The sequence below is a fragment of the Oceanisphaera submarina genome, from assembly GCF_046521305.1.
Lineage (GTDB): Bacteria > Pseudomonadota > Gammaproteobacteria > Enterobacterales > Aeromonadaceae > Oceanimonas > Oceanimonas submarina.
Genome location: NZ_JBKGFN010000001.1, coordinates 123,516 through 145,489 on the forward strand (window position 1 = coordinate 123,516; position 21,974 = coordinate 145,489).

21 protein-coding genes and 1 pseudogene are annotated in these 21,974 nt (G+C 60.8%); 15 read left to right on the forward strand and 7 right to left on the reverse strand.

Annotation, left to right across the window (positions count from 1 at the left end):
• Window positions 1–147: 147 nt before the first annotated feature.
• Window positions 148–1,113 (forward strand): annotated as a pseudogene (locus tag ACLEIV_RS00660) (integron integrase).
• Window positions 1,114–1,519: 406 nt separating this feature from the next.
• Here ACLEIV_RS00660 and mukB read toward each other — a convergent pair.
• The 4 genes from mukB to ACLEIV_RS00680 all read right to left on the reverse strand — a co-directional run bounded on the left by mukB (window position 1,520) and on the right by ACLEIV_RS00680 (window position 9,009).
• A complete protein-coding gene (gene mukB / locus ACLEIV_RS00665; protein ID WP_410455080.1) occupies window positions 1,520–5,941 on the reverse strand; it encodes a chromosome partition protein MukB in 4,422 nt (1,473 codons plus the stop codon).
• A 14-nt stretch (window positions 5,942–5,955) separates the two neighbouring features.
• A complete protein-coding gene (gene mukE, locus ACLEIV_RS00670) occupies window positions 5,956–6,627 on the reverse strand; it encodes a chromosome partition protein MukE (RefSeq protein ID WP_410454740.1) in 672 nt (223 codons plus the stop codon).
• The gene (mukF, locus tag ACLEIV_RS00675; protein WP_410454741.1) at window positions 6,608–7,933 is read right to left on the reverse strand and encodes a chromosome partition protein MukF; all 1,326 of its coding nucleotides are present in this window, start codon (window positions 7,931–7,933) and stop codon (window positions 6,608–6,610) included. Before mukF ends, mukE begins: the two co-directional genes overlap by 20 nt.
• Before the next feature lie 305 nt (window positions 7,934–8,238).
• The gene (locus tag ACLEIV_RS00680; protein WP_410455081.1) at window positions 8,239–9,009 is read right to left on the reverse strand and encodes a methyltransferase domain-containing protein; all 771 of its coding nucleotides are present in this window, start codon (window positions 9,007–9,009) and stop codon (window positions 8,239–8,241) included.
• Between the two features lie 80 nt (window positions 9,010–9,089).
• On the opposite strand from ACLEIV_RS00680, the gene ACLEIV_RS00685 reads away from it, so the two are divergent.
• The 11 genes from ACLEIV_RS00685 to nth all read left to right on the forward strand — a co-directional run bounded on the left by ACLEIV_RS00685 (window position 9,090) and on the right by nth (window position 19,356).
• Window positions 9,090–9,896, forward strand: coding sequence for a YdcF family protein (locus ACLEIV_RS00685; protein ID WP_410454742.1), 807 nt, complete (start codon window positions 9,090–9,092; stop codon window positions 9,894–9,896).
• 93 nt (window positions 9,897–9,989) lie between these two features.
• Window positions 9,990–10,742, forward strand: a complete 753-nt coding sequence (gene tpiA, locus ACLEIV_RS00690; protein ID WP_410454743.1) for a triose-phosphate isomerase — start codon at window positions 9,990–9,992, stop codon at window positions 10,740–10,742.
• 74 nt (window positions 10,743–10,816) lie between these two features.
• Window positions 10,817–11,779 carry a 6-phosphofructokinase gene (gene pfkA / locus ACLEIV_RS00695; RefSeq protein ID WP_410454744.1) on the forward strand — a complete coding sequence of 321 codons (963 nt, stop codon included), beginning with the start codon at window positions 10,817–10,819 and terminating at the stop codon, window positions 11,777–11,779.
• Window positions 11,780–12,084: 305 nt separating this feature from the next.
• Window positions 12,085–12,816 (forward strand): sulfite exporter TauE/SafE family protein, encoded by a 732-nt coding sequence (locus ACLEIV_RS00700; protein WP_410454745.1) that lies wholly within the window; start codon window positions 12,085–12,087, stop codon window positions 12,814–12,816.
• 92 nt (window positions 12,817–12,908) lie between these two features.
• A complete protein-coding gene (rsxA, locus tag ACLEIV_RS00705; RefSeq protein WP_104488368.1) occupies window positions 12,909–13,490 on the forward strand; it encodes an electron transport complex subunit RsxA in 582 nt (193 codons plus the stop codon).
• 1 nt (window position 13,491) lies between these two features.
• Window positions 13,492–14,046 carry an electron transport complex subunit RsxB gene (gene rsxB, locus ACLEIV_RS00710; protein WP_410454746.1) on the forward strand — a complete coding sequence of 185 codons (555 nt, stop codon included), beginning with the start codon at window positions 13,492–13,494 and terminating at the stop codon, window positions 14,044–14,046.
• Window position 14,047: 1 nt separating this feature from the next.
• Complete coding sequence (gene rsxC, locus ACLEIV_RS00715; RefSeq protein ID WP_410454747.1) at window positions 14,048–16,351, forward strand: electron transport complex subunit RsxC; 2,304 nt, start codon at window positions 14,048–14,050, stop codon at window positions 16,349–16,351.
• Complete coding sequence (rsxD, locus tag ACLEIV_RS00720; RefSeq protein WP_410454748.1) at window positions 16,351–17,400, forward strand: electron transport complex subunit RsxD; 1,050 nt, start codon at window positions 16,351–16,353, stop codon at window positions 17,398–17,400. Before rsxC ends, rsxD begins: the two co-directional genes overlap by 1 nt.
• Window positions 17,400–18,032, forward strand: a complete 633-nt coding sequence (gene rsxG / locus ACLEIV_RS00725; protein ID WP_410454749.1) for an electron transport complex subunit RsxG — start codon at window positions 17,400–17,402, stop codon at window positions 18,030–18,032. The genes rsxD and rsxG overlap by 1 nt, the downstream gene beginning before the upstream one ends.
• On the forward strand, window positions 18,029–18,724 hold the full coding sequence (locus ACLEIV_RS00730) for an electron transport complex subunit E (protein ID WP_410454750.1): 696 nt from the start codon (window positions 18,029–18,031) through the stop codon (window positions 18,722–18,724). Before rsxG ends, ACLEIV_RS00730 begins: the two co-directional genes overlap by 4 nt.
• The gene (nth, locus tag ACLEIV_RS00735) at window positions 18,721–19,356 is read left to right on the forward strand and encodes an endonuclease III (RefSeq protein WP_410454751.1); all 636 of its coding nucleotides are present in this window, start codon (window positions 18,721–18,723) and stop codon (window positions 19,354–19,356) included. Before ACLEIV_RS00730 ends, nth begins: the two co-directional genes overlap by 4 nt.
• Window positions 19,357–19,446: 90 nt before the next feature.
• Here nth and ACLEIV_RS00740 read toward each other — a convergent pair whose 3' ends face one another.
• Both ACLEIV_RS00740 and ACLEIV_RS00745 read right to left on the reverse strand, forming a co-directional pair.
• Window positions 19,447–19,653: a CsbD family protein gene (locus ACLEIV_RS00740; protein WP_410454752.1), complete on the reverse strand. Its 207-nt coding sequence runs from the start codon at window positions 19,651–19,653 to the stop codon at window positions 19,447–19,449.
• A gap of 153 nt (window positions 19,654–19,806) precedes the next feature.
• Entirely contained in the window at window positions 19,807–20,208 is a 402-nt protein-coding gene (locus ACLEIV_RS00745; protein WP_410454753.1) for a high-potential iron-sulfur protein, read from the reverse strand.
• A 377-nt stretch (window positions 20,209–20,585) separates the two neighbouring features.
• On the opposite strand from ACLEIV_RS00745, the gene ACLEIV_RS00750 reads away from it, so the two are divergent.
• The 3 genes from ACLEIV_RS00750 to ACLEIV_RS00760 all read left to right on the forward strand — a co-directional run bounded on the left by ACLEIV_RS00750 (window position 20,586) and on the right by ACLEIV_RS00760 (window position 21,537).
• Window positions 20,586–20,744: a DUF3309 family protein gene (locus ACLEIV_RS00750; protein WP_410454754.1), complete on the forward strand. Its 159-nt coding sequence runs from the start codon at window positions 20,586–20,588 to the stop codon at window positions 20,742–20,744.
• A 195-nt stretch (window positions 20,745–20,939) separates the two neighbouring features.
• Window positions 20,940–21,137 carry a Thivi_2564 family membrane protein gene (locus ACLEIV_RS00755; protein ID WP_410454755.1) on the forward strand — a complete coding sequence of 66 codons (198 nt, stop codon included), beginning with the start codon at window positions 20,940–20,942 and terminating at the stop codon, window positions 21,135–21,137.
• 244 nt (window positions 21,138–21,381) lie between these two features.
• On the forward strand, window positions 21,382–21,537 hold the full coding sequence (locus ACLEIV_RS00760) for a hypothetical protein (protein ID WP_410454756.1): 156 nt from the start codon (window positions 21,382–21,384) through the stop codon (window positions 21,535–21,537).
• A 167-nt stretch (window positions 21,538–21,704) separates the two neighbouring features.
• Here the strand turns inward: ACLEIV_RS00760 and ACLEIV_RS00765 are convergent, their stop codons facing one another.
• Window positions 21,705–21,962: a Crp/Fnr family transcriptional regulator gene (locus ACLEIV_RS00765; protein WP_410454757.1), complete on the reverse strand. Its 258-nt coding sequence runs from the start codon at window positions 21,960–21,962 to the stop codon at window positions 21,705–21,707.
• Window positions 21,963–21,974: the final 12 nt, after the last annotated feature.

Here is a 21,974-nt window from a genome sequence, read left to right on the forward strand (position 1 = left end):
CTAACTCATTGATAAAATTATAAATTTATCAATTAAATTGCAGGTAAATGCGCATCCAGCCGCATCATTTCGAGCACCTGAGCTGGACAACCAAAAATATACTGTACTTACACAGCATTAATAGCTGTGTAATTTCGAAAGGTAATTATGAGTAGCAGCCCTTTTCTTAATCGAGTCCGGCAGGAGTTACGCCTTCGCGGATACAGCCTTCGCACCGAAAAAACCTACCTGCAATGGATCAAACGCTACATACGGTTTCATCATTTAACGCATCCAGAAAACATGGGCCCAGTAGAAGTGAAGGCTTTTCTATCCTAGCTCGCCAACGAGCATAATGTCGCTGTCAATACTCAGAAAACGGCCTTGAATGCCTTAGCTTTTCTCTATCACCAAGTGCTGGCTACAGAGCTGGGAGAACTTGGCTTTCAGCATGCCAAACAGCATCGACGCTTACCCGTTGTACTCACTCGGGAAGAGGTAAAACAGCTCCTCGATAATCTGGACAATCATTATCGCCTGATCTTCTCACTGCTTTATGGCAGTGGGCTCAGGATCACGGAATGTCTGAGGCTGCGCATTCAGGATATCGGCTTCGATGATAGCTCTCTCACGGTGCGAAACACCAAGGGTAACAAAGATCGTAAAACCATTTTAAGCCGCCACCTCCATCCTGCTCTGCATGCACAAATAGAACAAGCATTGATGATTCAGCAAAGAGACAACCAGAAAGGTGTTGGCCCTTCCTTACCCCATGCACTGGGCAAAAAATATCCTAACGCCTTTCGCCACAGTGCCTGGATGTTTATATTTCCATCGGTCAGCCTGTGCCAACATCCTGTCACCGGTATACTTTGCCGCCATCACCTGCACGATTCAGTGCCGCGAAAAGCCCTCAAAACTGCAGTATTTAAATCGGGCATTCAGCATAAGAGGATCAGTTGTCACACCTTCAGGCATAGTTTTGCCACTCATTTGCTGGAAGCCGGCCGTGATATCAGAACGGTGCAGGAGTTACTCGGCCACAGCGATGTAAGAACAACTCAAATCTATACCCATGTAATTGGACAGCACTTTGCTGGCACGCGCAGTCCGCTGGATAATTTTTTCGGGTAACTCCGGTGTTTTCAAAGCAAAGTTAACCTTATTTTCATTCTACAGGCACGCTACCGCCCGAATCTCGTGGGCGATCTGGCCTCTCCCTTTCCCTGTTTGTGAGCGCGGTTGCCGACATTACGTTGAATTCGAATGAAGCCTCGCATTATAAGGGGCAAGGGTTGCAGATTGGCAGTGTTGGGGGATTCGGCGGGGCTGGATTCCCGCCTTCGCGGGAATGACAAAAAAGAGACGCGGGGGACTAAGAAAGGAATGCAGGAATGACGACAAGTCTCCGGCAATTTGAGTAGTTCAGGCCACGCCGATATTATCGGGAGGATAAAGGGAACGGCTCCGCCGCCCCTCCGTGCCATGGATGGGTTCATGGCGAGTCAACGGAGTCGGCCCTTTGTCCGACTCCGCCGGATTACACCACCGCTTCGGCGGCAAAGCCGCGCAGGCCCACTACGTGTACCTGTTCCTGCTTGCCGTGTACCTTGCGGATCAGCTTGTAGGTGGTGCCTTTTTCCGGGCTGATGTTCTCGGGCGCGGCAATCAGCAACTGCATGTCCTGGCGTTCGCACAGTTCGAACAGGGTGGCGATGGAGCGGGCGTCCAGTCGTGCCGCTTCGTCCAGGAACAACAGGCGGCAGGGTTTCACCTCCTTGTTGCGCAGGTGGCGGGACTCCTCCTCCCAGCTCTGCAGCACCATCAGCAGGATGGCCTGGCCGGTACCGATGGCCTCGCCGGTAGATAGCGCGCCGCTTTCGGCGCGCAGCCAGCCGTCGGCGCCGCGCTGCACTTCTATGTCCAAGTCCAGATAGTTGCGATAGTCCAGCAGGGCCTGGCCCAGCACCTGCGGGCTGCGATCACTCTGCTCCAGCTGCGGGTTCAGTCGCTGGAACAGCTTGCCCATGGCTTCGGAGAAGCTCAGCTCCTTGCTGCCGAACAGGTCCTGATGGCGGCCTTCCGGGTCGCTCAGCGCCTCAAGCAGGCGGCCATAGGTGTCGCGAATGTTCACGTTCAGCCGCACCCCGGCCACCAGACCGAAGCTGATGTTCTGCAGGCCCTGGTTGAGCTGGCGAATGCGGTTCTGCTCGCGACGAATGATGGTGTTGATCTTGGCCGCCACTTCCACGGAAGACAGCGACAGCTGGCCCTCGCGCAGCTGCAGCTCGTCCGCCAGACGGCCCAGCTCCACTTCCATCTCTTCCAGTGCTTCCACCGGATCGTCGGCCCGGATGATGTCGTGACGGATACGCGCCTTGAGGTGGCTGAACACCAGAATGTAGAACTGTACCTTCTGCAGGGTATTGCGGTTACCCTCGCTCAGACGCAGGGCATCGCGCAGCTCTTCGTCGTGGGCCACCGCCATGCGCAGGGCACCCAGCGCCTTGTCGGAAATGGAGCGCAGCTCGTCCGAGTCCAGATACGCCAGTTCGGGCCGGGCCAGACGCCGCTCCACATCGTGGTCCCGCGCCAGTCGCGCCACCCTGGCCCAGTTGGCCTTGTGGGCCACCAGCGCCTTGCGGGCGGCAAAATAGCCCTGGCCGTCTTTACCCAGGCGCTGACTCAGGGATTCGACTTCGCGCTTGCTCACCTGGCGCTGGGCCTCGGTCTGGCTGCGCTTGCCACGGGTGTGCACCAGCTCGTTCTCGATGGAACGCTTGGCCTCCCGGGCCTTGTCTTCCATGTCGGGCGCAAGCTGAATGCCCAGGGCATTCAGTTCGTCGCGGAATTCGTTCAGGGTCTGGCTCCGGGCATCCCGGCCGGTCACCAGGGCGGTGCGCGCCTGCAGCGCATCGGTCAGGCGACCGTTCAGCTGCTCGGCGCGCAAACCTGCCTTGCGACGGGCATCGATGGCCTGTACCAGCTTGGCCTTGAGGCTGTCGTTCATGGCCGAGCTCTGATCCAGCAATTGCTCGGCGTCCGCATAGGCCAGGTGCGGCAACCGGGCCACCAGCTGGGTCAGGGTGTAGGTGCGGTTGCGGGCCTCACGCAGCTCGTCTTCGGCTTCGGCCACCTGCTGTTGCAGGGCGTCGAATCCGGCGGGATCCTGGCGCAATACCTGTACCTGCTCGGCCAGCCGACCCAGGCGCTGGCCGTGGGCGGCCATGAAGTCGCGGGCGGTGTCCAGCTGGGCCATTTCTTCCCGGGCGGCGGTCAGCCGCTGGGCCAGCCCCTCGTCGACCAACAGGTCCGCCAACGGCAGCAGCTTGTGCAGCAACGCCTGCTGCTCGCGCAGCTGGTTGCGGCGTGCCTGCCACTGATCCCGCTGACCGGCGATGCCGGCCAGCTCCTGCTCCAGCTGATGCTGCCGGGCCGCCAGCTCGTCCAGCGCGGCTTCCGGGTTGTCGCCAAAGGCCAGTTGCAGGCCCTGGCCGACAAACTCACTCAGCTGATGATAGAGCCGGCTGTGTTTCTGCTGGGCGAAGGCAGACTCCGCATACTGGCTGCTGGCGGTTTCCAGCTCGGCGCTCAGTTGTTCTATCTTGGCCTCGCGGGCGGCGCGGCCAAACATGGGCTCGGTCGGAAAACGGGAATAACGCAGCTGGCGTTCGCCGTTTTTCACCCAGATGGCGCCGTCCAGCTCGGTGGCGTGCAACAGATCTTCGTCGAAGGCGTCCGGGTTGCCCTGGATCAAATAGAGATCCGCCGGGCACGACTCCAGCGCCTGCAACTGCTCCAGCGCCGCCTGGGGGTCGGCCACCACTATGCCGTTGCGGGCCGGGCCGTACAGCGCCTCGTAATAGGGGGCGTCGTCTACCGCTATGTCGTCGTACACGTCGGCCAGCAGAGTGCCGCCCAGCTGTTCGCACAGGGCAATCAGCCGGGGATCGGCGTCGACACCGCTGCTCAGGGCGCGAATTTGCTGTTCCAGCCGCTGCTTGGCGGCCAGAGATTGCTGCTTGCTCTGCTCGGCCTGATGCTCGTCGCGCAGCGCCTGCTGCATGGCGGCGGTCACCTCATTGCTGTCGGTCAGCGGCAGGCCGGACAGCGCGCGCAAGCGCTCAAGCGTCTGTTGCGACTGATGCCAGGCCGGGGCCTGGGCGCGCAGTTCGGTTACCCGGGGGGCAATCTGCCCCAGGCGAGACTGGCTCTGGCGCTGGGCGTCGGCACAGTCGGCCAGTTTTTCTTCCAGCTCGCTCTTCTGCTCGTCCAGCTCCGCCAACTGCAGTTCCAGCTCGGACTCGTCCTGCACCGGCCGTCCCAGCCGGGCCAGCTCGGCCTGCAGGGCCCTGGCTTTTTCGCGCTTGTCGGTCGCCTGCTCGGCCTGCTGCAACTGGCGGCGAATGGCGCCGTCCCGCGCCAGCAGGGCCTGATATTCCCGCCCCTGCTCCAGCAACTGGTTGGCGCGGGCAAAGGCAGAGGCCCGGCTGGCCTCGCCGTCGACGGCCTGCAACAGCGCCAGCGCCTGATCGTACTGGGCACGGGCCGCTTCGGCGAGCGAGAGCTGCTGGCGTTGTTCCAGTACCACGGCGGTCAGTTGTTGCTCGCGCTGCTGGTGTACCTGCTCCTGCTCTTTGGCCTGCTCCGGGCTCAGCTCCGGCAAGCCGCAGCGCACCTTGGCCTCCCCCAGGGCCTGCCGGGCCTGTCGATACTGAATGGCGCGGGTCTGCTGGGTGTCCAGCGCCTGCTGATAATCGGCCAGCTGGCTCTTGAGGCTGTCCACCTCTTCGTCGGCCGCCGCCTTGGTGGCGGTGGCCTCTGCATGTTCGTCCTGCAGCTCGGCCAGGGTTTCTTCCTGAATGGCGAGTTTTTCTTCCAGCTCGTCCAGCTCCTGCTGATAACCGGTGATCTTCTCGTTGAGTTTGACCCCGTTCAGCACCCGCGCCAGATGCTCGGAGGCGATGTCCAGCTCTTCACCCAGCATGCGTTCGCGGGCGCCCAGTTGCTCCAGCTCGTCGGCCAGATAAATCAGCCGGTTCTTTTCTTCGGCCAGAATGCGGCGTTCTTCCGCCAGCGCCTTGCGCGCCGCCAGCGCCTGCTCCGACAGCCGCTTCTTCTCGGCGCTGTTGCGCACATAGTCGGCGGCCACATAGTGAGTGGTTTCGGTGATCAGCTGGCGGAACTGGTCCCGCTGACGCTGGGTTTCGCGTATGGCTTCCAGGGTGCGGCGGTTCTCGAAAATCGCCGCTTCCATGTCGTTGAAGGCCTTGCGGATGCCGGCATTTTCCGGCAGCAGGTAGTCTTTCAGGCTGCGGCTGATGGTGCTGGAAATACCGCCGTACAGGGAGGCTTCGATCAGGCGGTAGAACTTGACCCGATCGCGCTGATCCTTGAGCTTGCGCGGGGTCACACCGGTGTCGAACAGAAAATTATGATACTCGCTCACCGTATTGAAACGGGTAAAACGCAGCCCGTCCTGCTGGGCCGCCGCCTTCAGCTCGGCCAGCGAACGCACCTGGCCGCGACCGTCGTCCAGCCGGTGCAGCAGCAGCGCGGTCGGGGTGTGCTCGGGCTTGATGCCCTGCACGCTGAAGGAGGTCAGGTTGACCTTGTTGTCCCGGTTGGCCACCTGCTCCAGATGCACGCCAAACCAGACCCGCTCGCCTTGCGAGGTATCCACCTCAATCATCGAATAGCAATGGCCGCGCTGCAGCTTGCCGTACAACCCCTTGTCGCGGCTGCCGGACTGGCTGCCCGCCTCCGTGGTGTTGCGAAAGTGCAGCAGGCTGAGATCGGGAATAAGCGCCGCGATAAAGGCGGCCATGGTGGTGGACTTGCCGGCGCCGTTGCCGCCCGACAGCGTGGTGACCAGGGTGTCCAGCTCGAAGGTACGGGCGAAAAAGCCGTTCCAGTTAACCATGGTCAGGGAGTGGAACTTGCCCCGGCTGAAGGTATTCATCGTTTCTGGCGTGCTCACTGATCGTTCTCCTGCTCTTCGTCCTGGTCGTGGCCGGCCACCGCCTCACCCTCCTTAATCATGCGCAGCTGCAGCGCGCGCGGATCTTCGTCGGTGCGCACGTCGGCGGCGAAGCGAAACACCGCCTCACCGATGCGAAACTTGTCCTGGCTGCCCACGCCGCTGACCATGCCCAGCCGTTTGAGCCGGCGAATCGCGCTCTTGAGTTTGTCGGCCAGCTTGCGCTTGTCGAGATCCGAACCACCGGCGCGCTGGTTCACCATGCGCAACAGGGCGGTTTCGTTGGCCAGGGTCAGTATTTCTTCCTGCAAATCGAGCAGGGAGAAGACCCCTTCGTTGATCAGCCGATCCGGGCTCAGGTACAGGTAGCACAGCACCTTGCCCACCAGCATTTCCAGCTCGGACAGAATAGAGGTGCCGAGTTCGCTGGTCGAGCGCGGGCGCAGGTAATAAAAGCCCTCGGGGGCACGCACCAGCTCTACGTGGTAGCGCTGGTAAAAGGCCTCCAGCTCCGGGTAGTACTCCTGCAGCAGCGAATGCTGCTCCAGCTCGTCGGCGCTGATGTGGCGGCCGGCGCGCAGCTGGTTGTCCAGCGCCGGAAACAGCGGGTTGGCAATGGCCTGGGCCAGACGGGGGTCCAGGGCGAGATCAGTATTGGTCGATAACATGTGCTTGTACCTTGGCCCCGTGGGCGTTGATGCGTTGCCAGTCCGGCTGGGCGGCGCCCATGCATTCGGCGTTGGCGTGGCCCAGTTTGACCGCTTCGTCAATCAGCAAACGGGCAATATCGAAATGTTGGTATTGAGGATAATCGTGCAGATAGTCTTTGAGCACGGCGGCCATGTCGAGCGGCTTGCCGGCCAGCGGAAACGCCTGCAGGTGATCGCGAATGCGACCCGACAGCTCGGCGGACACGTCCACCATGTCGTGGTATTCCAGCTCCACCGGCAACTCGCCGGTGACTTCTTCGGCGTAGGCGGCCATGGTTTCGTCGCGCAGTTCCAGCAGCGGCTGGGCCTGGGCGATACACAGCCGCCAGTTGTGATCTTCAAACTGGCGAACGGACTCCCGCAGCCGCTGGCTGAAGGCACGGTTCTTGTCCATGTCGATGGCGGTACGGATGAAGCGGTGCACGTGCAGATCGTAACGGGCCCACAGCTCGATACACTGGCTGCCCCACAGAATAATGGCGTCCAGCCGGGCCTGCAGTTGCTGGCACAAAGACGCCAGCGACTCGTCGCGCCCGCTCTGCTGCAACTGCTCTTCGATGTTGAGCAGGCTCTGCTGCAGGCCATGGCCTGCCTTGTCCAGGGTGTCCTGCAGTTCGCGCAGGGTCAGGCCGGTTTCGCGCAGCAACTGCTCACAGGCGGAAATGGCCTCGTGCCAGTTCTTGTTGAGCAGGGCGGCGATGTTGGCCTTGACCGCGTTCTGCTGCTCGTCCATGGCGCGCTGGGTGTCGTCGATGCGCGCCAGCTGCTCGGACACCGAATACGTCAGCCGGCCGGCCACGTCCTGCGCCCACTGCTGCTCATCGGGGTCGTCGGCGATGGCCCCGGCCACCTGGTCCAGATCCCGGGCAACCTGCTCCAGCTGCAGCGACAGCTTGATCTGGCTGACCTCGCGCTGGGCGGCAAAGAATTCGACGATGGCAATGCCGAGGCGCGTCAGCCGGTACAGGCTTTCGCCCTCGCCCGGCTCGCCCTGAAAACGGCTCAACAGCCGCTGGCGCACCAGATCGTTAATGGCGTTGTTGGCACGGCTGGCCAGGGTGTCTTCGGCCTGCTCGAAGCCCTTGCTGACAAAACCGAAGGCATGGTGCAGTTCGGCCTCGGTCAGTTGTGGTTGCTCGCCACCCCGGCCGAATATCTGTATCGCCAGCAGGAAGGCCAGCCGCTCCGGGGGCAGGTTTATGCCTACATTTTCCTGTTTGACCCAACCGATCCAGTCCGGCAGGGTGCGGGACATTTCCGTCATCTTGCTGCTCTCTTCAGTTCTTGTTTCTATACGCCCGAACATTGAAATGTGGCTGGCATCAGGCCACTCCGGTGTTGGGCTGGAGGCCAAAGGGATCTACTCCACCGACCTTCTGTTTCAGGGATGAAACAGAGAGCGTACATGGGGCGAGTCCGTTTCGCCGTGACGAACTGTTTCAGCCTGACCGAACATCCAGTGAATGTTCGCAGTAGACGGAAACAGTGAGTGTCATAGCCTATAGCGAGTCGGTGGAGTTGGCCCTTTGGCCGACGAACACCGTCTCCACATTCCACCACACCCGTCATTTATTCTTTCTTTGCCAGCACGTGGATGTAGCGTCCCAGGTGCATGAAGGGCTCCTGCCGGGCGTGGGCCAGTTCCATGGCGATCACCTCGTCCGCCTGCTCGACCTTGATGCGCTTCTCCACCATGTAGTCGTGGATCACCCGCACCCCGCTGCGTCCGGTTATAACAAAGCCCAGCTCGTCCAGCCACCGGTAAACCGCCTCCGGCCGGCAGGGCCAGCCCGGCGTCAGCTTCTGGCGTCGTTTCTTGACCAGATCGGCGTGCACGTAATCAAAATGCCCCATCACCAGACTGTGATACAGGAGGCCGTCCCGGTTGTAAAACATCAGTGACAAATGGCCGCCGTCCGCCAGCAGCGTCTGTAAACAGGCCAGCAGGCGGGCCTGCTCTTCCACCCATTCCAGCACCGCATGACACAAAATCAGGTCAAACTGGCCAAGGTCTTCAACACTCAACGACTGAATGGGCGCCTGAATGAATTCGAATTGCGCAAGTAACCCCTTTTCCGTTACCTGCTCCCGGGCCAGCGCCAGCATTTCGCCGGACAAGTCACACAGCACCACCTGGTGGCCAAGCGCCGCCAGCGGTTGTGACAACGGGCCGAAGCCGCCCCCCGCGTCCAGAATGCGCAGGGGCCGGTCCGGCAACCCGGCCAGCAGTTCGTCAATATCCCGGCTCAACACCGCCAGTCGAATGCGCCCCTTGGTGGTGCCATAGATATTGCGGGCGAAGGTATCGCTCTTGCCATCGAAGTTGGTATTGCTCTTTATTACCTTGGGCTTTCTTCTCACCTGGGTGTTTCTTGCTGAGTCCGGGGGCGCTATTCTGGCACAACCGATACGGTTAACAAATGAGTGTGTACATGGAGATGGCGTTTTTGGCCAAAAAGTGGCTGGGTAGCCTGTTATTACCGCTACCTCTGCTGCTGATCCTGGGCTTTTTCGGGTTGATTATGCTGCTGAGGCAACACAGGCGCAGTGGAAACAGCCTGTTGTTGCTGTCGCTGACCGCCTTGCTGCTGCTCTCTACCCGGCCGGTGGCCAACTTGCTGATAGCGCCGCTCGAGTCACAATTTCCGCCCCATGTGGTCGACTCGACGTCGGGGCTGCCGGTGCAGGACATCATAGTGCTCGGCGCCGCCCAGGTGGCGGATCTGTCACTGCCGTTGCTGAGCCAACTGGGTAACGCCGGTCTGGTGCGCATTACCGAAGGGGTTCGGCTGGCCCATGCCTACCCCGAGGCCCGGCTGATTTTAAGCGGTTATGCGGGGGGAGAAGGCCGTTCCAGCGCCGAACTCTACGGGGCCGTGGCCCTGGCGCTGGGCATAGCGCCCGATCGCCTGCTGATGCTGCCCGAGCCCAAAGACACCGCGGAAGAGGCCGCCGCCATCGCCCCCTTGATTGCCGGGCGCCGGGCGCTGCTGGTCACCTCCGCCAGTCACATGCCTCGCTCCATGGTGTTGTTTCGGGCCCGGGGCGCTCGGCCCCGGGCGGCGCCGGTGGGTCACCATGCCAGGGAAAGCAGCGCCATCCTGCCCTTGTATACCTATCTGCCCCGGGGCCATTACCTGGAGCGCAGCGAAATCGCCTGGCATGAATATCTGGGCCTGGGCTGGCAGTGGCTGACGAGTAAAACAGACAGGACAGAGAACAAATAGAAGACAAATAACACCGCAGGGCATGAGCCTTCTGGTTTCGGCGGATCCCTGCCCCTATAATGCCCTCATTTCACGAACAGGAAACAACACAAGATGCGACAGACTCTGGTAATGGGTAACTGGAAACTCAACGGCAGCAAGAACATGGTGGCCGAGCTTATCAATGCGCTCAAGGCCCCTGCTACCGAAACCCCAAGTGTTGCCGTGGCGGTGTGCCCGCCGGTGCTGTTCCTCGGCCAGGCCCAGGCGCTGCTGACCGACAGCAACATTGCCCTCGGCGCCCAGGACGCCGACATCCATGACCAGGGCGCTTTCACCGGCGAAAACTCCCCGGCCATGTATTCGGAGTTTGGCGTGCATTATGTGCTGGTCGGCCACAGCGAGCGTCGTACCCTGCACGGCGAAAGCGATGCCATGGTGGCCGCCAAGTTTGCCGCCGTTCAGCAGGCCGGTCTGGTGCCGGTGCTGTGCATCGGTGAAACCCTGGAACAGTTTGAAGAAGGTGAAACCCTGGCCGTGGTCGAGCGCCAGCTGCACGAGGTGATAGCCCACGGCGGCATCGATGCCCTGGCCAATGCCGTGATTGCCTACGAGCCGGTATGGGCCATCGGCACCGGCAAGACCGCGACCCCCGAGATTGCCCAGGACGTCCACGCCGCCATTCGCGCTTTTCTGGCCAAGCAGAACGCCGACGTCGCGGCGGCCGTACAGATCCTCTACGGTGGTTCGGTCAAGGGCGCCGGCGCCGCCGGCCTGTTTGCGATGGAAGATATAGACGGTGCCCTGGTGGGCGGTGCCGCCCTGCAGGCGGACGAGTTTGCCGCCATTATCCGCGCCGGCGCCTGATTTTTGTTCACCGGATGTGTGCTCTGATCCGGTGAACATGGCCGAGTTTGAAAACGGACGACCCAAGAGGCGACATGATTAAACGAATTGGAGTACTGACCAGCGGCGGCGATGCCCCCGGCATGAACGCCGCCATCCGCGCCGTGGTACGGACCGCTCTGCATCACAACCTGGAAGTGTTCGGTATTCACAGCGGCTATCTGGGCCTGCACCAGGGTGATATTGTCAAACTGGAACGGCACTCGGTGTCCGACGTCATCACCCGGGGCGGCACCTTTCTGGGCTCGGCGCGCTTTCCCGAGTTCAAGGATGCAAAAGTACGTGAAGAAGCGGTCAAAAACCTGAAGCGGCATGGCATAGACGCCCTGGTGGTGATCGGCGGCGACGGCTCCTACATGGGTGCCATGTGCCTGACCGAGATGGGCTTTCCCTGCATCGGCATTCCCGGCACCATCGACAACGACATCGCCGGTACCGACTTTACCATCGGCTTCGACACCGCCCTCAACGTGGCGGTAGAAGCCATCGACCGGCTGCGCGACACCTGCAGCTCCCACAACCGCATCTCTGTGGTGGAGATCATGGGCCGCCACTGTGGCGACCTTACTTCTTCCGCCGCCGTGGCCGGTGGTGCCGAATACGTGATAGTGCCGGAGGTGGCCTTCGAACAGGACGAGCTTATCCGCCAGATCCACGAAGGGGTGGCCAAGGGCAAGAAGCACGCCATCGTCGCCATCTGCGAGAACATGTGCGACGTCAACCGGCTGGCCCACGACATTCAGGCCGCCACCGGCCGGGACACCCGCGCCACCATTCTCGGCCACATTCAGCGCGGCGGTACCCCCACGGCGCAAGACCGCATCATGGCCAGCCGCATGGGCGCCCGTGCAGTCGAGCTGCTGCTCGAAGGCTACGGCGGCCGCTGCATGGGCCTGCAGAGCAACCACATAGTGCATCACGACATCATCGACTGCATCAAGCACCTGAAGCGGCCGTTCAACGAAGAAATGTACCAGCTGTCGAACACCCTGTTCTGATTGGCTGCGGCCGCCTGTGGGCGGCCATATCACCGCCAGATTTAGAGTTGACTGTCGCTGGGCCCGCAGTGCAGGCCAATGCCAAACACCCGACATACCCGGATCATGACGCCATGTTTGCCTGCTCCCGGTCGCTTACCGGTTTACGCCACATGAATGGCGTGCCTACGGGCGCGATGGTATCGAGCCAGTCCCAACATGGATCCAGCTCGCAATATCGTTAAGGCCAAGCTTTACCTGGCTTCCCCCGCCCTAGGCTATTAGCCATAATGACTCCCATTTTGTGCTTTCAAGGCCATGACTCTATGGATAACCTCGATCTGAATTTCATGGTGCTGCTGCTGGCCGCGCTGGCCTGCTTTATCGGCGCCTATGTGCAAACCGCCATCGGTTTTGGCATGGCCATCGTTGCCGCCCCCATACTGTTTTATCTGGATCCGGCGCTGGTGCCCGGCCCGCTGATGGTGGTACTGCTGGTGATGTGCCTGATGAACGGCTGGCGCTTTCGCAAAGGGCTGGAGCTCAACCTGCTGGCGCCGGCGCTGCTGGCGCGCATTCCCGGCAGTGCCCTGGGCGTCTTGCTGCTGGCGGTGGTGTCCCAGCAGGTACTGGCCATTCTTATCGCCATCACCATCATGCTCGGCGTGCTGGTACGGCTGAAAGACATAGCTCTGCCGATGACCCGCACCAACATGGCGCTGGGCGGCTTTATGTCCGGTGTCATGGGCACCAGTACCACCATCGGCGGGCCGCCGATGGTGCTGGTGATGCACGGGGCCGACATGCACCGCATTCGTGCCAACCTGGCCGGCTTCTTCGTGGTATCCACCATGATGTCGGTGGCCGCCCTGGCTCTGGGTGGTTTTCTTTCCCTGGATCACCTCAAACTGGCCCTGCCGCTGGTGCCGGCTACCCTGCTCGGCAACTGGGTGGCGGCGCATACCCTGCATCTGGTATCCAGGCCGATAATGCACTACGGCTCTTTGCTGCTTTGTACCTTCGCCGTTATTGGCATGTTAATTAACACTTTTCTCTGAGGCCCGGTCTAAACCCACAGCATCTGTGGCATTGTTAAACGCGGCATAAAGTCCGATAATACCGGCCGTTATTTATTATCCGCCGAGTGATCATGTCTGAATACCTGCTGCTGTTTGTCGGCACCGTGCTGGTCAACAACTTCGTGCTGGTCAAGTTTCTCGGACTCTGTCCCTTCATGGGCGTGTCCGGCAAGCTTGAAACCGCCATCGGCATGGGGCTGGCCACCACCTTCGTGCTGACCCTGGCCGCCGCCTGCTCGTATCTGGTCAACCAGTACATACTGCTGCCACTGGATCTGCTGTACCTGCGCACCCTGTCGTTTATTCTGGTGATCGCCGTGGTGGTCCAGTTCACCGAAATGGTGGTGCACAAGACCAGCCCCACCCTGTACCGGCTGCTGGGTATCTTTCTGCCGCTGATCACCACCAACTGTGCGGTGCTCGGCGTGGCACTGCTCAACATCAACGAACAGCACAACTTCATGCAGAGCCTGGTGTACGGCTTTGGCGCCGCATTGGGCTTTTCGCTGGTGCTGGTGCTGTTTGCCGCCATGCGCGAGCGCCTGGCCGGGGCCGATGTGCCCGCTCCCTTCAAGGGCGCGGCGCTGGCGATGATCACCGCCGGCCTGATGTCACTGGCCTTCATGGGCTTTACCGGACTGGTCAAGTTGTAATATGAGCAATATTTTAATCGCCATCGCGGTGCTGGCCCTGCTGGCCCTCATCTTCGGCCTGATCCTCGGCTTTGCCGCCGTCAGATTTCGGGTGGAATCCGATCCCATCGTCGAGCAGCTCGACGAGCTCCTGCCCCAGACCCAGTGCGGTCAATGCGGTTACCCTGGCTGCAAGCCGTATGCCGAAGCCGTGGCCAACGGTGACGACATCAACAAGTGTGTGCCCGGCGGCGACGCCACCATGCGCAAAATGGCCGATCTGATGGGGGTCGAGCCCCAGGCCATGGGCGAGGAAGCCGCCGAGCCCGAGAAAAAGGTCGCCTTTATTCACGAAGACATGTGCATAGGCTGCACCAAGTGCATTCAGGCCTGTCCGGTAGACGCCATCGTCGGCGCCACCAAGGCGCTGCATACGGTGATAGCGGACGAATGCACAGGCTGTGATTTGTGCGTGGACCCCTGCCCCACCGATTGCATCGAGATGATTCCGCTCAAGGTCACCCCCGACAACTGGAAATGGCAACTGCCGCCCATCGCCATCAAGCAGGTAGATTAAGATGTCGCTGTTACAGGATCTCAACGCAGGCAAGCTGCACGACTTTCATGGCGGCATTCATCCGCCCGGGCGCAAGGCGCCGGCCAACCTCACGGCCATCAGCCATGCCGGCCTGCCGGAAGAGTTGATACTGCAGGTGCGCCAGCACATCGGCCAGCCGGCCAAGATCAGGGTGCACGTCGGCGAACGGGTGCTCAGGGGCCAGCCTCTGACCGAGCCACTCAACCCCATGATGATACCGGTGCATGCCCCGACTTCCGGTACCATTGTCGCCATCGAAGACAGGGCCCTGTGCCATCCCTCGGGCCTGGACGGTCTGTGCATCGTGCTCAAACCCGACGGCGAAGATCAGTGGCGGCCGCGTTTTCCGGTGGCCGACTACCGGCTGCTGGGCGCAGACGTGCTGCTGGAGCGAGTTCACGAAGCCGGTATCACGGGGCTCGGCGGGGCCGGTTTTCCGGCCCACGTCAAGCTGACGCCCCGCAAGAAAAAAATAGATACCCTGATCATCAACGGGGTGGAATGCGAACCCTATATCAGCGCCGACGACCGGCTGATGCGCGAACACCCGGCCGAAATACTGCTGGGCGTGGAGATACTGCGCCACATAGTGCAGCCGCAGACCACCATACTGGCGGTGGAAGACAACAAGCCCGAGGCCCTGGCCGCACTGCGCGCCGCCAACCGGAACGAAAACCTGCTGATAGTGACGGTGCCCACCAAGTACCCGTCCGGCGGTGAAAAACAGCTGATCGAAATTCTCACCGGCCTGCAGGTGCCCCGCAACGGCCTGCCCGCCGACATCGGCATAGTGGTGCAGAACGTGGGCACGGCTTATGCGGTCAAACAGGCCGTTATCGACGACGAGCCGCTGACACGCCGGGTGGTCACCCTGGCAGGCGAGGCCTTCGCCGAGCCCGGTAATGCCTGGGTGCATATCGGTACCCCGGTACGCCACTTGCTGAAACGCTACGGCCTGAACCCCGAGCCCGGGCAGCGCATCATCATGGGCGGCCCCATGATGGGCTTTACCCTGCACAGCGCCGCCGCCCCCATCATCAAGGGCAGCAACTGCGTGCTGGCGCCGAAGCAGGCCGAACTGGCGCCGCCGGCGGAAGAAATGGCCTGCATTCGCTGCAGCAATTGCGCCGATGCCTGCCCCGCCAGCCTGTTGCCCCAGCAGCTGTACTGGTATGCCCGCAGCCAGGATCACGACAAGCTCAACAGCCATCACCTGTTCGACTGCATCGAATGCGGCGCCTGTGCCTACGTCTGCCCCAGCAACATACCCTTGGTGCAGTATTACCGGGTGGCCAAGGCCGATATTCGCCAGGCCCAGCGCGAGGCCGAGCTGGCCGAACATGCCAGGCAACGCTTCGAGGCCCGCCAGCAACGGCTGGCCCGCGAAAAAGAAGAACGTCAGGCCCGACAGGCCAAAGCCGCCAGTGAGCGCAAGGCGCGCATGGCCGAACAGGCCGCCGCCGGGGGCGAAGATCCGGTGGCCGCCGCCCTGGCCCGGGTGAAGGCCCGCCAGCAGGAGCAAGGCGCGGACGACATGGCCGCCGCCCGCGCCGCCCGCAAGGAAGAAGCACGCCGCAACCGGGAGCAAAAACAGACGCAGGCCGATGGCACCCGCGGTGAGAATAATGCTACCGACAGCGCCGACACCGATAAAAAATCCGCCGTAGCCGCCGCCGTCGCCCGGGCCAAGGCCCGTAAGGCCGCACAAGCCGAGGCGGCGGAACCTGCGCCTGCCGCCGACAACGCCGATGACAGCGCCGTGGCCAAGGATAAAAAATCCGCCGTGGCTGCCGCCGTCGCCCGGGCCAAGGCCCGCAAGGCCGCGCAGACTGCGGCTACACCGGCATCCGGCACCGAAGCGGAACCGGCAACAACCGAGGCACCGGCCGATGCCGCAACCGACGACAAGCAAGCCGCCATCAAGGCCGCCGTCGCCCGGGCCAAGGCCCGCAAGGCCGCACAGACTGCGGCTACACCGGCATCCGGCACCGAAGCGGAACCGGCAAAAACCGAGGCACCGGCCGATGCCGCAGCCGACGACAAGCAAGCCGCCATCAAGGCCGCCGTCGCCCGGGCCAAGGCACGCAAGGCCGCACAGACTGCGGCTACACCGGCATCCGGCACCGAAGCGGAACCGGCAAAAACCGAGGCACCGGCCGATGCCGCAGCCGACAACAAGCAAGCCGCCATCAAGGCCGCCGTCGCCCGGGCCAAGGCACGCAAGGCCGCCGAGGCTCAAAGGCAGGCGGCATCCACCCCATCCGATCGAGAAGACGAGTCCTAATGGCGTTTACAATCAGCAGCTCACCCCATGATCGCGCTCCGCTCGACACCGCCACCCTGATGCGGCGGGTCTGTTACTGCCTGATACCGGGCATTCTTGCCCAGTGCTGGTTTTTCGGCTGGGGCAGCCTGATACAAGTCGTGTTGGCGGTGCTCACCGCCTACGGCGCCGAAGCCCTGGTGCTGGCCCTGCGCGGCCGTCGTCTGGGCCAGCTCAGGGATAACTCGGCGCTGCTGACCGCCCTGCTGATCGGCATCGCCCTGCCGTCACTGGCGCCCTGGTGGCTGGTGGTGATCGGCACCGCCTTCGCCATTATCGTGGCCAAACAGCTTTATGGCGGCATAGGCCAGAACCTGTTCAATCCGGCCATGGTCGCCTATGTACTGCTGCTGGTGTCGTTTCCGCTGCACATGACCAGCTGGCTGCCGCCGCTGGAACTGCAGTTGTATCCGGTGACCTTCGCCGACAGCCTGTCCGCCATCTTCACCGGTTTCACCCTGGACGGTTTCAGCCCGCACCAGTTGCGCGAGCTGGCCGACGGCACCACCATGGCCACCCCGCTCGACACCCTTAAAACCGGCTTTGGCCAGGGGCATACCGGCAGCGAAATACTGGCCGCCCCGGTATTCGGTGGCCTGGCCGGCATCGGCTGGCAGTGGGTCAACCTGGCCTATCTGGCCGGCGGCCTGATGCTGCTACGGTTGAAACTCATCAGCTGGCCCATTCCGGCGGCCATTATCGGCAGCCTGCTGCTGTTCAGCCTGTTCGGCTTTATGATTGCCCCGGACGGTACCGCCAGCCCCATGATGCACCTGCTGTCGGGCGCCACCATGATCGGTGCCTTCTTTATCGCCACCGATCCGGTGTCGGCCTCCACCACCTTTCGTGGCCGCCTGATCTACGGCGTGCTGATCGGCCTGCTGGTTTACCTGATCCGCACCTTCGGCGGCTATCCGGACGCGGTGGCCTTCGCCGTGCTGCTGGCCAACATGACGGTGCCGATGATCGATGCGCTGACCAAACCCACTACCTACGGAGCGGCCCGCTGATGCTGGACATGATGCGCAAGAACGGGCTGACGCTGGCGCTGTTCGCCCTCGGCTGCACCGCCTTCGTAGCCTTCACCCACAGCCTGACCAGAGACACCATCATAGAGCAGGAACAGGCCCAACTGCTGCGGGTGCTGGACGAGCTGCTGCCCGCCGACAGCCACGACGAACCCCTGTTCGATCACTGCGTCATGCTGAGCAGCGAGCAGTTTCTGGGCACTTCTGATCCCTTGCCCGTGTTTACCGCCATGAAAGCCGGTCAACCGCAAAGTTACGCCATCGAGGCCGTGGCGCCCGACGGCTACAACGGTGAGATCAAGCTGGTGGTCGGCGTTAAGGTAGACGGCACCCTGAACGGGGTGCGGGTGCTCAACCATAATGAAACTCCGGGGCTGGGTGACAAGATCGAACTGAAAAAGTCCCCCTGGGTGCTCGACTTCAACGGCCAGTCGATGCAGGGTGAAGAAGACGCCCGTTGGGCGGTACGCAGCGACGGCGGCCAGTTCGACGCCTTTACCGGCGCCACCATTACCCCCAGGGCCGTGGTCAAGGCGGTGCGCAAGGTGCTGCTGCTGGTCGACCAGCAACCCCGGCTGCTGACTCAGGCCCCGTCTTGTGGAGAATCCCTGTGAGCGAACAATATAAAGACATCATCCGGCAGGGTCTGTGGGCCAATAACCCGGCCCTGGTGCAAATTCTCGGCCTCTGCCCGGTACTGGCGGTCACCAGCACCCTGACCAACGCCATGGGGCTGGGCATCGCCACCATGCTGGTGTTGATTGGCTCCAACCTCACCGTTTCCCTGGTGCGCCAGTGGGTGCCAAATGAAGTACGCATTCCCATCTATGTGATGATCATCGCAAGCCTGGTGACCTGCGTACAGCTGCTGATGAACGCCTATACCTACGGGCTTTATCAGTCGCTGGGTATCTTTATTCCGCTGATCGTCACCAACTGCGTGATCATCGGTCGGGCCGAGGCCTTCGCCTCCAAGACGACCCCGGGGCTGGCGGCGTTCGACGGCCTCATGATGGGCCTTGGCTTCACCGCCGTGCTGCTGGTGCTGGGCGGCCTGCGCGAACTGCTGGGTCAGGGCACCCTGTTCGACGGCGCCGAGCTGCTGCTTGGCGACTGGGCCTCGAGCCTGCGCATCGACGTACTGCACCTGGATAACGGCTTTCTGCTGGCGATACTGCCCCCCGGCGCCTTTATCGGACTGGGCCTGATGATCGCCGCCAAAAACTGGCTGGACGGCCGGCTGGCGGCCCGCCGGGCACCGGCGCCCAAGACCGAAGTTACCCGAGCGCGAGTCACCTCATTATGAACATGGAAAAACGCCGCCAGATCCTGGAGCGGTTGCGGGCGGAAAACCCGCACCCCACCACCGAGCTGGATTTTCGCAACCCCTTCGAGCTGCTGATTGCGGTGCTGCTGTCGGCCCAGGCCACGGATGTCAGCGTGAACAAGGCCACCATAGGCCTCTTTGCCGCCGGCCCCACCCCCGCCGCCATGCTGGCTTTGGGAGTAGAGGGCGTCAGGGAGCACATCAAGACCATAGGCCTGTTCAACACCAAGGCGGTCAACGTCATCAAGACCTGCACCATATTGCAGGAACAACACGGCGGCGAAGTCCCCGAAAACCGGGAGGCGCTGGAAGCCCTGCCCGGCGTGGGCCGCAAAACCGCCAACGTGGTGCTCAACACCGCCTTCGGCTGGCCCACCATAGCGGTGGACACCCATATTTTTCGGCTGTCCAACCGCACCGGCTTCGCCCCGGGCAAAAACGTGGACGAGGTAGAGCAGAAGCTGCTGAAATGGGTACCGGCGGAGTTCAAGCAGGATGTACACCACTGGTTTATCCTGCACGGACGCTACACCTGCATCGCCCGCAAGCCGCGCTGCGGCTCCTGCGTGATCGAAGATTTATGTGATTATAAAGACAAGCCGGATGATTAGGGTTCGGGAGTGAAACAAGCCGCCCTTTACAAGCCCTGCACTTGGCAGGGCTTTGTTTTATATATCAGGGCAATCAAGCAAGGCTGTTGATTACAGATCCCGATTACGGTCTTCAAACTCCTTAAGCTGTTTTTCGGCTTCTTCTTTGCTAATGCCATAGGCTTCCTGAATCTTGCCAGACAACTCCTGGCGCTTGCCGGCAATCTCATCGAGATGATCGTCGGTCAGCTTGCCCCATTGGCCTTTTACCTTGCCCTTGAACTGTTTCCAGTTACCTTCAATAATGTCCCAGTTCATATGTTCTCCTCATATGTTCGCTTGGTTTTCACCCGACTCAATCAGCCATCAAATGGCCAGCAAGGTATAACGCCGGCCCATGTCGTTACTATTCACCGGCAGCCGGGCTGGATTCCGGTATTTTACATGCCACTGAATTGCGGCCTTGTTACATTACCCTTGCTTCGTCCACAGATCGCACCAACCCTCGGAGCTTATCGTACCCTCGACCAGCTGGCAGCTATTGGACTCGGAGATAAAATGTTGGCACTGGCTGCATTTTTGCCCGCTATCATTTGGCTGGCTCTGATAGTGAACGCTGGCCTGCGACACCTTGGTCGATCCGCCCGCCTCAGGGTTGGCGGCTGCCGGCGCAGCGCCATATCCTGATTCTTCCTTTCTCTCACAGCCTATCAGGGTAAAGGGGATAAGCACGCCAAACCCTATTGCCAAGGCACTGCGCAGCACAGTTCTGCGGGAAAGTGTTCTGCAAGAAAGGGGGTCCGTTTCAGCCATGCCGCCGGTGTCCAGCGAGCGGTTTCTATGTGTCAGCCTGTTATCGTTCTCTTGTTTCATCTCAATCTCCTTCGAGCCGATAGGATCTGCGTCGTTTCCGGTACGGTCAGCATTTGCGGGTCTGCCGGCCGTACGAAAGCCGAATAAAAGTCTAGCCAGTCATGCCGACACCGTATGTACGATGGCGTACATAGCCCGATAGAAAAACGATAAAACGAGATCTGGAGTTATCCAGGAGTAGCGTGCGCTAACGTACAGACCACCCCCGATATGGGGTAGTAATCTAATCGCGAGGAGATGGCAGTATCGCCAGGCGTCACGCAGGCCGTCCCGTTATTACTGCCTCCTCTCGGGCGCCGCTGGCAAGGGCCGCGGACCCGGGATCTGGTGCCGGTGACGTGCTCACCAGCACCCTTGTGAGTCACCTGCCGGGGGACATGACATTGGGAACCATTCTGTTAATCCTGCTTATTTTATTGCTTATCGGCGCCTTTCCCAGCTGGCCCCACAGCCGTAGTTGGGGCTATGCCCCCAGCGGCCTTTTCGGGGTTGTCCTGCTGGTAGTAGTGGTGCTGTTGCTGCTGGGCCGGATCTGATTAACCGATTAAACCAGATGGATACGGGATGAATCTGGAGGAAGCCGGGATTTCCCGAATTAATCGGTAACGGAACAAGAAACAGGCACCATCAGCCTGTTTCTCTATGCCGCCGTCTTCCATCTACATGTTTCCGAGAGTGCAACTGGTGATAACCCATCGGATGCAGCTGAATAATCTGACAGGAGAACTATCATGCCTCTTATTAACTTGGTGATCATATTGATCGTGGTAGGCGTTTTGCTCTGGCTGGTGAATGCCTACATCCCGATGGATAGAAAAATAAAGAGCATTCTGAATATTGTGGTGGTGATTGCGGTCGTCATCTGGTTACTGCAGGCGTTCGGCGTATTGGGTGCATTGGATGGCATTCGTGTGGGTCGATTAGGGTGACGACACCCTTGTTACCTGATCCGGCAATAGGGTTGAAATACGGACAGGGATGTCGGCGGCTGCATCTCGCGGTATTGGTTGCAGAACGGCCGAGCCACAGTCTAACCAATATAAACAATCTGAAAATATATCGTTTATTGGCGTACTGAGTGCGATGACATACAGACGCAGCACTGATTCACTGTCATGCTTATTATATCGTCAGAACGCAATATCGCGGAGGGCGATACACCCAGAGGTTACCATGGACAAAACCCGTACCCCCAATCAGCCCGAGAAGAAAACCGCGCCTCAAGATCTCCAGCAGCAAAAACATACGCAGGGACAAAATGAACCAAAGGCAGCAACCAAGGCTGATGCTCAACAGCAACAACCCCCACAAAAACAAAAAGAAAAATAATAAAGTGGAATAAGGTTTTGATGGAAAAACGCAGACCTTGATTATCCCCGTTAACTTCCGCCGTTTTTACCTTTCAACGGTGGAAATTGGTGAACAGGTTCAGAAGTTTCGGGAGACGCCTTTGACGGACTCCCGCTTTGTTGTTTTAAGAACCATAGAAAGTGGTTTTATATGCCGCCATGGGGGGAAAGCTGCAGGCGATCGGTTTCTTTTTTGACCACGGCGTAACATTCACAACTCAGCTGCTCCAGTCTGGTTCTGTCCAGCACCGTAATATGCCCGCGATGGTATTCGATAACCCCAAGCTGCTGCAGCTTGCCGGCCGCTATGGTGACACCTTCCCGGCGCACACCGAGCATGTTGGCAATCAGCTCCTGGGTCATGGTCAGACAATTATCCGGTAATCTGTCCAGTGACAGCAACAACCAGCGACACAG